Here is a 12,384-nt window from a genome sequence, read left to right as displayed (position 1 = left end):
TCTATACATTGTCCGTATCACGCAGTGTTTTTACAAAACTAAGCCCGTACACTTCGTGAGCACCGGCTTGTTGTAACTTCATTGCGATATATTGAATTGTTATGCCTGACTGGTATTTGTCATCAATCAGGATGATTGTTTTATCGTTCACATTAAAGGCAGGACTATTCTGAAAAGACACTTGAGCGCCTTCCCAAACATTCCACTTCTCATCAAATGCGGCGGCTTTTACAGAGGATTTCTGGCCATTAAAAACAAATCCACCCGTAACATCTTGCTTGCCAACTTTACCGCTAACTAGGTTGGTCACGCTGCTGGGCAGGTCAAAATCTTTGTCTGGTCTTGGAGGTACAGAACAAATTAGATCTGCGTCTTTATAAAAAGGCAGATCTTGAATGACTTGAGATACTTTGTCAGCAAGCTGGTTAATAGCATTCTGATCTCTGTTGTTCTTGCCATTACGCTCGAGATCACCAATTTCAGTATATTGACCAGAGGTGTTATCAGTGAAGTTACTGTCGATAGCAACCGAGAGCGACATGCAGTCTCGTAAATAGATTAAGCTGTCTTGATTACGTTCCCACTCTTCAATTTGCTCTATTTCTTCTGGGCTTACAGGTCGCCAAAAGTTTTTATGTTCTTGGCTTTCTTTTAATTCTAGACCCGTCTGCTCCTCAAAGATTTTTTTTGCAGATTCAATCGCAACCGAAAATGTAGGGAGATCCTTTCGTTTTTGTAGTCCGGACTTATCAGCAAAGCATTTTCTGCGCGGCTTCTGATTGTGAGCAGCAAGAACTGTGTCTTTTGTAATCTCTTTCATCTTAAAAAACTGCCTCAAGTTAACCATCGTTGCCTTCTTTTCGCTCTTGTTCACTGATCCAGCGGTCTATCTCGCTTTTACGAAACCGCCACGCACTTCCCACTTTGAAGCCCGGAACCTTGCCCTCAGATGCAAATCTATAGGCCGTCTTCTCAGCAATCTTGAGGTAATCAGCGAGTTCCTTCACGGTCATAATGTCATCATTGGGCATAGCTTTAATGTCCTTCTCGGGATATATGGATTGAAAATAGTGGAAAATGGATGAATAATCAAGTAAGTTATCGAGGAAATCAAGTTATAAGACAGGGTCATGCAGCAATACGGTAACGATCAGATTCTCTACTCACCATCGGACTTGGTCACCTTTTTAGGGTGTCACCATGCGAGCTTTCTTGATGTGAAGGCGCTGAGCGAGGATATGGACAAGGCCGAGGCCAGCACAACAGGTCAGCTGCTGCAGCAAAAAGGTTTGGAGCACGAAGCAGCCTATCTCCAGCAGCTCAAAGACGACGGTAAGTCTGTTGTTGAAATCCCCAAAGACCGCAATTTACAAGACCGCGCCCAGCTCACACTGGAAGCCATGCAGTCTGGTGCGGACGTCATTTATCAGGCCGTTTTCTTTGCGCCGCCTTGGCGGGGTGATGCTGATTTTCTGATCAAGTGTGATACGCCATCCAGCTTAGGTGATTTCAGCTATGAGGTGCTGGATACCAAACTGGCACGAACAGCCGAGCCCAAACATATCATGCAGCTTTGTGTCTATTCTGAGTTGCTGACTGATCTGCAAGGATTGCGCCCGGCTGATATGCATCTGTTTCTGGGCGACCATGAAAAACACAGCTTCCGCGTGGCTGACTTTTTCTATTACTACACCCGCGCCAAAGGCCGCTTTGAAACCTATCTGCAAAACCTGCCAGCAGACTCACACCCTGAGCCTTGCGGTCATTGTAATTTCTGCCCATGGCGTGAGGGCTGCAAAGCGCAGTGGGAGCAAGATGACCATTTAAGCCTTGTGGCTAACATTCAGCGCTCACAGATGGATAAGTTACGTAAGGCTGGCATCCGCAGCGTTGCGGAGCTTGCTGCCACATCTCCCGACACCAAAATCCCTGATTTGAGCCCTGATGTGTTTTTGCGCCTGCGCTCACAAGCCGTCCTGCAACACCACAAAGCTACCACGGGCGAGAATAAATGCGAGATCATTCCATTCCCGCCGGGCAAAGGCTTTACCCGTATGCCTGTGCCGGATGATGGCGACCTGTTCTTTGATATGGAAGGCGATCCGCTTTACCCGAACGGCTTGGAGTATTTGTTTGGGGTCTATTATTTCAAAGACGGCAAGGAACTGTTCCTTCCGTTCTGGGCGCATGACCATGAAGAAGAGAAAGAAACCTTCAAGCGCTTTATGGGGTTTCTCGCTGATCACTTGGCTGAACATCCACACGCCCATATCTATCATTACAACCATTATGAAACCACAGCCCTGAAACGCTTGGCCTGCCGTTATGCTGTGTGTGAGGAGCAGCTGGATAATCTGCTCCGCAATCAAAAATTCGTCGATCTGTATCTGGTGGTGCGTGAAAGCATACGTACTTCTGAGCCCGGCTATTCCATCAAAAATATGGAAGCATTTTATATGGACAAGCGGGCCAATGCGGTGGCGACCGCTGCCGATAGCATCATCGTTTACAATGAATGGCGCGAAACAGGTGCCGATGAATTGCTGCAGGAGATTTCTGATTATAACGAGGTGGATTGCGTTTCTACCCATTTGCTGCGTGATTGGCTGCTGACGCTTAAGCCAAAAGATGCGCCTTGGTTTAAGGGCTTGCCCGAATATGCCGAGGAGGAAGAGCTACAGCGCAAAGACTGGGAAATCGAATATGAGGATTACCAAACCCGCCTTGGCGTGACTGAGGATAACCCGCCGCCCACCAATGAGCGGCTGTCGCATCTGCTAGAGTTTCACAACCGTGAAGCAAAACCGCAATGGTGGAGCAGCTTTGAGCGTCAGAATAAATTTGAAGACGAGCTGATTGACGATACGGAGTGCCTTGGCGGCCTGCAGCAAATTGGCAGCCCAGAGCCTGAGAAGCGCTCCCTGATTTACAGCTACCGCTTCCCGTCACAAGAATACAAGCTGAAGGTCGGCGCACGGGCTGTTGACATCGCTGTCATGGAAAATGCAGGCACGATTGTTGAGATCGATGAGGACGCCTGCATTGTCAAAATCAAGCGTGGGGCCAACAAAGAGCCATTACCGGAAAGCCTGTCCATTGGCCCGCCGGGACCAATTGACAGTAAGATCATCCGATCAGCCATTTACCGTTATGCTGATCATGTGCTGGAAGCACCAGAAGGCACACATGCCGCAACCGAACTGTTGGCGCGAAATGTACCGCGCATTGAGGGCAAGCAACCGGGCGAAGCGGTTATCACGTCTGATGATCTGCAAGGCGATGCGCTGGAGGCCATTGCGGCCCTAGAAAACAGCTATCTCTTTATCCAAGGACCGCCGGGTGCAGGAAAAACCTATACCAGCAGCCATATTATTGTTGACCTGATCAAGCGCGGTAAGAAAATCGGCGTTACATCAAACTCCCACAAAGCTATTCATAATCTGCTTGAAAAAGTGGAGAGCGTTGCCACTGAAAAAGGCGTGCATTTCCATGGCATCAAAAAAGCTAGTAGCGGGAATGACGAGACCATCTTTGATGGGCAGTTTATCCGCTCAGAAACCAAGACCGAGAATATGAGCCTTGGCGCTGATCTCTTTGCGGGTACCGCATGGACCTTTGCCAGCCCGCACTTTGATGGTCAACTGGATTATCTGTTCATTGATGAGGCCGGACAGGTTGCCACGGCCAATGTTGTGGCGATGGCCACGGCAACCAAGAATATTATTCTGGTGGGCGATCAGATGCAGCTGGGGCAACCTATCCAAGGCACCCATCCGGGCGATGCTGGCTTGTCAGTGCTGGAATTCTTGCTGGGTGATCATTCGACCATTCCGGCTGAGCGCGGTATCTTCCTTGGCCAGACACGCCGTATGCGCCCGAGCATCTGCCAGTTTATCTCTGATGCCTTTTATGATGGCCGCCTGACAGCCCATGAAAGCACCGCCGATCGTAGCCTGAACCTGCAAGGCATTGATCTGCCCAATGAAGGGATTGTCATGATTCCGGCAGAGCATGAAGGTTGCTCACAAAAAAGCGTTGAAGAAGGCGAAATTATCAAAGCAAAATATGATGCCTTGCTCGGCCAAGAATTTAACGACCGCGATGGCACCACACGCCTGATCAACCAAGACGATATTCTGGTGGTTACGCCATATAATGTGCAGGTGAATTATCTGCGCTCCATCCTGCCAGACAATGCCAAGGTCGGCACAGTTGACAAGTTCCAAGGCCAAGAAGCACCCATCGTGCTGATTTCTATGGTGACATCCAGTGCCGAAGACTTGCCGCGCAATATTGAGTTCCTCTACAGCAAGAACCGTCTGAATGTTGCCGTTTCACGCGCACAATGTTTGGCGGTGGTGGTTGCCAATCCCAAACTACTGGAAATACCATGCGGCACTGTGGAGCAGATGAAACTGGTCAACACATTCTGCTGGCTGGATGAGTATGCGAATAAAAACAGAGAGGTTTGCTGATGTGGTATGTAATCATCGGCGGTATTATTCTATGGGTAATCTACCGCTACAATAAGAAGAAACAATCAGGACCTGCGCTAACAGTTTCAATGCATGTTGATAACAGCGGCTGGGAAGAGGCAAAAAAGCAAAAGGCAAGTTCATTAAAGACGCTCAAGAAGTCATTCAAGCCTGCGCCAGACAATGAAACAGCGCTGGCAGACACATTATCGACCCTAGCCGCATTCCATGAAAATCATGGTCAATCCTTAAGCGAGATAGAAGCTTCGGTAAAATCCCTCAATCTTCCAAACGACTTATCCAAGCTAGAAGCAGCACTCAGAAAAGAAATCAATCGTTTTTACAAGCAAAGAGATGACCTGAAATCAAAGGCCGTAGCCATACAGTTGTCTTACCAACATGCACAATTGCAACTGCAGAACCCAGATCATGAGTGGAAAAACTTTGCTGGATTACAAAAGCTTCAATCTAACTGGAAGGCTGAGGAATATTTTAACGGTCTACTGACTCTCATGACAGCATTCAAAGGCACGTTTCCGAATTCATCCAATACTGAGAAATTATCATCTGACATTGAACGAATGTTTGAATTGTGGAACTCGCAAAATATAGCCCAGGAGAATTTTGAATCTCAAGTTAAAGCATACAACACTGCAAAGACCGCTTCTGATAAGCATTTCGTTATTCTTAGCATTATTGAGTATTTGGACCGACGTTATAAATTCAACCCATCCTACAAGGATGAACTCATCGGCTGGTGTCTTAAAGATATTGAGCTCTATGAAGATTTCTTAAAATCATTTCATGAGTACGATCTATTCACCACTGAACAGCAGATGGACTTCTATGACAACCCCGGCTTGAAAGAGAAGAAACTTGCGGCTATCAGCTTTGACCGGGTTAAGAAACTTAAAAATTATATGGTACCAAGGCTAAACTCATATGATGTTTTGAGTTCAATATATGAAGCAGATAGAAATACCGAGAAACTTCAATGGCTGCAAAATATTGGCGTTAACATCGGATATGTTGATGGCGTAGCCATAGAGCTGTCAGAAGAAAAAGTGGCATTCGATCACAAAGCCATCACCCGAGAAATTGAAGTCTCTAAATCTGGGCAAAAAGGTAAACTGGCATTTCTTGATTCAAAGGGCGAAGCGTGCTCAACCGAGTCCGCGTTTAAAGATCATGCTGAACAACAAGGTTGGCATGTGATGCGAGCAGAGGTGTCTTTTTGGCAAGCTATGTTCTGCCTAGCATTCTGGGATGAAGTGTTTGAAGGAATGAGAGAACCTTCACAGGGGCAGGATATCCCGCATGATCTTTTCAGGGGAGAGGACTTTTACCTTAACAGGCAGCAAGCTATTGATGGCCGCTACGAACAGATTAGGTCGATTAATCTTTCTGACTTCATCAACCAAAAAATCAAGAGATCTGAAGGAACATGGACCCGCCTTATTTATAACGGCGATCAGGATATGTTGGCATACGCAAAGTCTGAAATTGTGCAGGATTTTCTCCAAAGAATTGATCCTGAAATCTTCGCCAAAATCGTTTACAGGATAGCCCAAAACCCGAATGAAAATCGCTCCGGCGTATCAGACTTTATCATCTGGAATGATGACGAACTGAGAATGGTTGAGGTCAAGAAGGTTCGGGAGCAAGTCAGGGAATCCCAACTGAATTGGCTTTCATGGATGATTGACGAAAATATCCCCGTTGAGATTGTTCGCGTAAAAGCAGTGTAATCTGTTTCCAATGAAGGCAAAGCAGGATTCGAACCTGCGGTATGGTACCGTAGCAATTGGCACTATGGGGTTAATACTACCCAGTATTTGAAATGCGAACCCTCAGTACCGTAGCAACAAAAACCTTGATTTTGTTATCTTTCAGGACGATTATTGTTGCAACTCAATGGTAGGTGTAGAGGATTCGAACCCAAAGGGGTTCAATACACCGCCATTAGATTGACTGCTGTTTTGCCAATGACTGTACCTCTAGGTTCAAACAACCTAGAGGTATTTTGTGCTTAGCTCGTGATGGCTTTGCTGTCTAAAAATTCTTTTATGCCCCATTTGCCACCTTCACGAGCGCGTCCAGACTGCTTAACTCCGCCAAAGAAAGATTCTGGGGGCAATGATTCGCCGTTAATCTCTACCATACCAGAGCGCAATTTTAGCGCTACTCTTCTACAGCGTTCAGCATCGCTAGATTGAATGTAGTTTGTTAGGCCATAGATGGTATCATTAGCCAAATTTATGGCTTGTGTTTCAGAAGAGAAAGGCGTGATGCATAAGACGGGGCCAAAAATTTCTTCTTTAAAAATCCGCATATCAGGATGCACATCATAAAAAATAGTAGGTCGTACAAAATAGCCTTTTTCTAAGCCTTTTGGTTTTCCTAGTCCGCCAATTAATAACTTTGCCCCTTCATCAATCCCAGCTTGGATTAATTGTTGTATTCTTTCGAACTGTAATTTAGAAACGACAGGGCCAAGATGATCACCAGGTTTGTTAGCAACGTCTAGCTTGATAGATTCGGCTACCGCTTTTGCCTTTTCTAGTGCTTGTGCATAGATGGATTGATCTATTAACATACGAGTTGGAGAATTGCAGCTTTGCCCACTATTGGAAAAGCATCTTTTTATACCGCGCTCTATTGCATTTTCATCACTATCTGCAAAAATCAGATTAGCCCCTTTGCCACCTAGCTCCAAAGTTACGGGCTTCAAACCCTCTGCCGTGGCTTGTGTAATTTGGCGCCCTGCTCTTGTAGAGCCAGTAAAGCTTACCATGTCGATATCTTTATGGCTGGTGAGTGTAGAGCCAATTTCGGGGCCTACGCCATGTATCATATTAAATACGCCTGCAGGAACGCCAGCGTCGTGGCAGATCTGAGCAAACAACATAGCAGAAATTGGAGAAATTTCAGATGGCTTTAAAACCATTGTGCAGCCCGCTAATAAGGCAGGTATAACTTTTTTTGTAACCTGGTTAAGCGGCCAATTCCATGGCGTTATTAAACATACAACACCTATAGGGTCAAAAGCTAAAATAGCTGGGCTCTGGCTGTTTTCTTTTACCAAGGCTTGTGTGAATTTGAAATCTTCAAAGCCATGTATAAAATTTTCAATATTGCGTGCTCCGCTAGCTACTTGTGCATGTAGCGCAAAATCTATTGGGGCACCCATTTCTTTTGATAAGGCCTCGGCAAGAGATTCTTGGCGTTGCTCATAGAGTTCTAATATTTTTTTTACGATGTCTAGGCGTGTACTAGCTGGGCTGGCAGACCAGGTCGTAAATGCATTTTTTGCAGCCTCTACTGCTTTATTTATATCAGGAGTGGTTGCATTGCTGATAATTGCAAAGCTCTCTTCAGTAGAAGGATTTATCACTTCCAAATCTTTTGGAGTAGTAGGCAGAACCCATTCGCCGTTAATGTAAAACTCTTTGAAAAATTGCATATCATCTCCTCATAAATATCTCTTATTAAAGATATACTCTTTGTGCTTATTTTTCAAATATTATTTAGGCTATAAGGTTACTTGAGTTTTTGCTGTAGTAGATCTCTGATTTCTGTTAAAAGCTGTTCATCGCGTGGCAAGGCTTCGGGTTTTGGTGCTTGTGAGGTATTTATTCCGCGGGCAATATTAATTGCTTTTGCGGTCATAAATAAAATCCAGGCGATTATTAGAAAATTTATAGCTAAAGTTATAAAATGTCCATAGGCTATTGTTGCGCCAACAATACGAGCGTTTGCTAGTGTATGCTCTTTTTGCCCCGACAATTGTAGAAACATATTGGAAAAATCGATACCCCCAGTAAGCCAGCCAATAATAGGCATTATTATATCATTTACCAGGGCATTTATCAGGCCTGTAGAAGCGCCACCGATTACTACACCTATAGCTAAATCGATTAGGTTACCTTTTAAAGCAAATTTTTTAAATTCTTCTAACATTACTTTTTTACCATAGCCATAAAAATTGTGTTTTAGTTTATTATATAGTATAATATTAGAAGTTTGACATGTGGGCAGGGGGGCTCTGATATGTTTTTTTCTTCTATAATGCGACCGCTAATTTTTAGTTTGGATGCAGAAAAAGCTCATGATATGGCAATTCGGTTGCTTTCACACTCTATGGTTGTTACTAAAGCACGGTGCGAAGCGGCGACACAGCATGTGCTGAAAAATAAAAAGCTATCATTGACTTTATCAAATTTACGCTTTTCTAATCCTTTAGGATTGGCCGCGGGTTTTGATAAGAATGCTTTGGCCTTGCGTGGTATAGCTCAATTAGGCTTTGCTTTTATTGAGGTTGGTACGATTACGCCATTGCCACAGCTGGGCAATGAAAAGCCTCGGCTATTTAGATTGGTTGAATCGGAAGCTATTATAAATCGCATGGGATTTAATAATGAGGGGCTGGATGCAATTTTGCCGCGTCTACAAGCTTATCAACAACAAAGCGATAAAAATGTTCTAGGTGTTAATATTGGTGTGAATAAGGAATGTACTGACAGAGAAGCTTCTTATGTAGCCAGCTTAATTAAATTATATGAGGTTGCGGACTATTTTACTATAAATATTTCTTCGCCTAATACGCCAAATCTACGAGAGCTACAGGGGGCAGAGATTTTACCCAATTTGCTCAGCGCTATAAGCGTGGCTCGTAAAGAGAAACAGTTAAAAACTAATCGTTATGTGCCAGTTTTTTTAAAAATTGCGCCAGATTTAACTTCTTCTATGTTAGAAACTATGGCGCAGACAATTGCCGCGAGTGATTTAGATGGAGTAATTATTTCCAACACGACTATAGGGCGTACTGGCGTAGGTAGGCATAAATTTGCTACCCAAGCGGGTGGGCTATCTGGCAAACCATTATTTGAAAAAGCAAATATAACCTTAGCTAAAATGCGGCAATATTTGGGTAAGGATAAAATTATAATTGGGGTTGGCGGTGTAGATGACAGCGCTAGTTTTATAGAAAAGTTAAAAGCTGGTGCAGATTTGGTGCAATTATATACTGGTCTGGTATATAAAGGACCATCTTTACCTTTTGATATACTTAGCCAGGCATTAGTACAGTTAGAGCAAGATGGGCTGAAGCATATATCGCAATATAGAGATTTGCATGTTGACAAATGGGCGGCGCTAGAACTTTAAAAAAAAGCTTGTAATTTTTTTTATATTATTTATTATGAGCGCCGTAAGCCTGTATATGCGGTTGTAGCTCAGTTGGTTAGAGCGCTGGTTTGTGGCACCAGAGGTCGTAGGTTCAACTCCTACCAACCGTACCACTATTTACATCTCGGTATAATTTGGTCCGCTGCCGCCTTGTGGGCATTGCCATTGGATATTTTGATTCGGATCTTTTATTTCGCAGGTTTTACAATGTAGGCAGTTTTGTGAGTTTATCACATAGGTGTTTTTTCCTTCATTTTCTTGCCATTCATACACGCCAGCGGGGCAGTATAACGCAGAAGGTCCACCAAATATTTTTAATTCACTACTATATTGTAATGCCATATTTTTTATATATAAATGATTGGGCTGATTGTCGCTGTGCGTTAGATTGGCGTAGAACAATGATTCGGCTATAGAATTGTTATATGAGCTATCTGTTTTAGATGTAGCATGCGGCGCTGCTCTGGCGGGCCTTAAGCGTTGATAATCTGCTGCGGCTTTTGTTATCTGGTTTTGTAGATTTTTAAATAAATTTTGGTTAAAGATTTGTAGCCACCAAATATCTAACCCGGCCAAGATTATACTGAATTTTTGCCATAAATATTTGAAGTTACGTGCAGGATAAAGATCTTTTGCTATTTCGCTTTGCCGCCAATTGTTGTCTATCTCTTCTATTCTATCATGTTGCCTTCCAGCCGCTAGCGCTTGCGCCACATAGTTTGCACTGTATATACCAGAGCTAATTGCGTTGTGGATACCTTTCATTCTGGCGCCATTTAGTAAGCCAGCGCTGCAGCCAATAAGGGCGCCGCCTTTAAAAGATAGTTGTGGTATACTATACCAGCCTCCGCAGCTTATGGCTTTGGCTCCGTAAGCTAATTTTTTTCCATTAGCCAAAAGATTGCGTATTTTTTTATGTGCTTTAAATTGTTGGAAAAGCTGATAAGGTGAAATTGCTGGGTTGCTATAATCTAATTGGGTAACTAACCCTAAACTGATTTTGTTATTTTCCATATGGTAGATAAATCCACCGCCATAAGCATTATTACTTAAACGGGGTTTTATAAAATGTTCTATAGTGCCAGCCGAGTGATGCTCGGGAGCAATGCGCCATATTTCTTTTATTCCTAAGGCATATTTTGGTGTAGCGCGGCCTTTGTCTAGCTTAAAATACTCAATCGCCTCTCTTGCTAATGACCCTTTTACGCCTTCTCCTATCAGTATATATTTGCTATATATCTGTGCGCCCGCTACAAAGTTATGCGTTGGTTGTACATTTTTGTCTAAGCCAAAATCAGTTAGTTTAACGCCTATCACCGCTCCGGTTTCATTGAACAAAAGCTGCTTTGCTGGAAAAGATGGGTATATATCTACACCAGCCTGTGCTGCTTGATCTGCTAAATAGCGACATAGGATTGAAAGAGAGATTACATAGCATTCCTCATTGCATAAATATTTTGGGATAAGCTTTTTTGGTATTTTAAAACAATAATTTCTTGATAATATGTAGTTATTATCTGTTTTTACTTTTAATTTTACCGGATTATGAATATCTTCACGCCAGTGGGGCAGTAATTGAGTTAATGAGTTAGCGTCAAATATAGCTCCAGAGAGTATATGGCCCCCTATTTCGCTGCTTTTTTCTACTATAGCAATAGAAATGTCCGTGTTTTCTTGTTTAAGCTTTATAGCGGCACTTAAAGAAGCAGGTCCAGCGCCGATAATTAATACATCGTAAAATAATTCTTCTATTTTTGCAGAGCTGGTCATTCTAGTGCTTTGGTTAATTGCGGTACAATTTCAAATAGATCGCCTATTATAGCATAGTCTGCTATTTTTATTATAGGAGCTTGAGCGTCTTTATTGATAGCTACTATAATTTGTGAATTTTTTATTCCAGCAAGATGTTGTAGAGCACCAGAAATTCCTATGGCTATATAAAGCTGCGGCGAAACAATTTTGCCAGTTTGGCCAACTTGCCAGTCATTAGGCGCGAAGCCAGCGTCAACAGCTGCTCTGCTGGCCCCAATAGCCGCGGAGAGCTTTTGCGCTAGGGGTTTTAATTGCTGCTCAAACTTTTCTTTTGATTCTAGAGCTCGGCCACCGGAAACGACGATTTTTGCTTTTTCTAGGCTTTGTGTTTCTTGGTTATTATATTGTTGTTTTAGCAGTTTTACAGGTTTGTCCTGCTCTACTATATTTAGCTTTTCTACGGTATAATCGGGCCAGTCGGCGCAGACAGCTGTTTTTGCAAAGCTGGTTGTGCGAATGGTAATAATTTTTTTTGCATCATTGGAGCGTACAGTGGCAACGGCACTGCCAGTATAAATCACTCGCTTAAATGTGGCCCCGTCAATTATTTCAATAATATCAGAGATTTGAGCGCAGTCAAAATGCATGGCGATAAAAGGCGTTATAGCTTTGCCATTAATGCTATCTGGAGCCAATATATAATCGTAATTTTTTGCTAAGGGTAAAATTATTGGTAGTATATTTTGGGGCAGTTGTGCTGTAAAAATTGGGTTTTGAGCATAAAATAATTTTGCTATAGGCAATTTACCCAATTGGGGTAACTCGGTAGAGCATAGCACCAAATCTATGCTGCTATTTGTGACACAGGTTTGTAGCTTTAGTGCGGCGGTTAAGGCTTTTTCGCTACTTTCGGTTAGCGCCTGATTTTCCTTATCATATTCTACATATAATAATATAGACATAAATTGAT

At 43.2% G+C, this 12,384-nt stretch carries 9 protein-coding genes and 1 tRNA gene; 4 read left to right on the top strand and 6 right to left on the bottom strand.

Going from position 1 to position 12,384, the window contains the following annotated elements:
- Nucleotide 1: 1 nt before the first annotated feature.
- The gene (locus QVL57_RS01785; RefSeq protein ID WP_290077012.1) at nt 2-820 is read right to left on the bottom strand and encodes a hypothetical protein; all 819 of its coding nucleotides are present in this window, start codon (nt 818-820) and stop codon (nt 2-4) included.
- A 19-nt stretch (nt 821-839) separates the two neighbouring features.
- A complete protein-coding gene (locus QVL57_RS01780) occupies nt 840-1,031 on the bottom strand; it encodes a helix-turn-helix domain-containing protein (protein ID WP_290077010.1) in 192 nt (63 codons plus the stop codon).
- Nucleotides 1,032-1,130: 99 nt separating this feature from the next.
- On the opposite strand from QVL57_RS01780, the gene QVL57_RS01775 reads away from it, so the two are divergent.
- Together QVL57_RS01775 and QVL57_RS01770 are read left to right on the top strand one after the other, a co-directional pair.
- A complete protein-coding gene (locus QVL57_RS01775; RefSeq protein WP_290077009.1) occupies nt 1,131-4,475 on the top strand; it encodes a TM0106 family RecB-like putative nuclease in 3,345 nt (1,114 codons plus the stop codon).
- The gene (locus tag QVL57_RS01770; RefSeq protein WP_290077007.1) at nt 4,475-6,223 is read left to right on the top strand and encodes a VRR-NUC domain-containing protein; all 1,749 of its coding nucleotides are present in this window, start codon (nt 4,475-4,477) and stop codon (nt 6,221-6,223) included. Before QVL57_RS01775 ends, QVL57_RS01770 begins: the two co-directional genes overlap by 1 nt.
- Before the next feature lie 281 nt (nt 6,224-6,504).
- On the opposite strand, the gene QVL57_RS01765 is transcribed toward QVL57_RS01770, so the two are convergent.
- A complete protein-coding gene (locus QVL57_RS01765; RefSeq protein ID WP_290077005.1) occupies nt 6,505-7,938 on the bottom strand; it encodes an aldehyde dehydrogenase family protein in 1,434 nt (477 codons plus the stop codon).
- Between the two features lie 77 nt (nt 7,939-8,015).
- A complete protein-coding gene (gene mscL / locus QVL57_RS01760; protein ID WP_290077003.1) occupies nt 8,016-8,435 on the bottom strand; it encodes a large conductance mechanosensitive channel protein MscL in 420 nt (139 codons plus the stop codon).
- Nucleotides 8,436-8,525: 90 nt separating this feature from the next.
- On the opposite strand from mscL, the gene QVL57_RS01755 reads away from it, so the two are divergent.
- The gene (locus QVL57_RS01755) at nt 8,526-9,641 is read left to right on the top strand and encodes a quinone-dependent dihydroorotate dehydrogenase (protein WP_290077002.1); all 1,116 of its coding nucleotides are present in this window, start codon (nt 8,526-8,528) and stop codon (nt 9,639-9,641) included.
- A gap of 57 nt (nt 9,642-9,698) precedes the next feature.
- A tRNA-His gene (locus tag QVL57_RS01750) sits at nt 9,699-9,775 on the top strand.
- Nucleotides 9,776-9,779: 4 nt separating this feature from the next.
- On the opposite strand, the gene QVL57_RS01745 is transcribed toward QVL57_RS01750, so the two are convergent.
- Both QVL57_RS01745 and QVL57_RS01740 read right to left on the bottom strand, forming a co-directional pair.
- Nucleotides 9,780-11,432, bottom strand: a complete 1,653-nt coding sequence (locus tag QVL57_RS01745) for an electron transfer flavoprotein-ubiquinone oxidoreductase (RefSeq protein WP_290077000.1) — start codon at nt 11,430-11,432, stop codon at nt 9,780-9,782.
- Entirely contained in the window at nt 11,429-12,376 is a 948-nt protein-coding gene (locus QVL57_RS01740) for an electron transfer flavoprotein subunit alpha/FixB family protein (protein ID WP_290076998.1), read from the bottom strand. The genes QVL57_RS01745 and QVL57_RS01740 overlap by 4 nt, the downstream gene beginning before the upstream one ends.
- Between the last annotated feature and the right edge of the window lie 8 nt (nt 12,377-12,384).

Source organism: Bartonella sp. TP (genome assembly GCF_030406085.1).
In the GTDB taxonomy this organism is placed as follows: domain Bacteria; phylum Pseudomonadota; class Alphaproteobacteria; order Rhizobiales; family Rhizobiaceae; genus CALTWN01.
This window is presented reverse-complemented; position numbering and strand designations above follow the sequence as displayed.

Coding starts and splice junctions, on each gene's coding strand:
- QVL57_RS01785 (WP_290077012.1), bottom strand. CDS start 820: ATGAAAGAGATTACAAAAGACACAGTTCTTGCTGCTCACAATCAGAAG.
- QVL57_RS01780 (WP_290077010.1), bottom strand. CDS start 1,031: ATGCCCAATGATGACATTATGACCGTGAAGGAACTCGCTGATTACCTC.
- QVL57_RS01775 (WP_290077009.1), top strand. CDS start 1,131: ATGCAGCAATACGGTAACGATCAGATTCTCTACTCACCATCGGACTTG.
- QVL57_RS01770 (WP_290077007.1), top strand. CDS start 4,475: ATGTGGTATGTAATCATCGGCGGTATTATTCTATGGGTAATCTACCGC.
- QVL57_RS01765 (WP_290077005.1), bottom strand. CDS start 7,938: ATGCAATTTTTCAAAGAGTTTTACATTAACGGCGAATGGGTTCTGCCT.
- mscL (WP_290077003.1), bottom strand. CDS start 8,435: ATGTTAGAAGAATTTAAAAAATTTGCTTTAAAAGGTAACCTAATCGAT.
- QVL57_RS01755 (WP_290077002.1), top strand. CDS start 8,526: ATGTTTTTTTCTTCTATAATGCGACCGCTAATTTTTAGTTTGGATGCA.
- QVL57_RS01745 (WP_290077000.1), bottom strand. CDS start 11,432: ATGACCAGCTCTGCAAAAATAGAAGAATTATTTTACGATGTATTAATT.
- QVL57_RS01740 (WP_290076998.1), bottom strand. CDS start 12,376: ATGTCTATATTATTATATGTAGAATATGATAAGGAAAATCAGGCGCTA.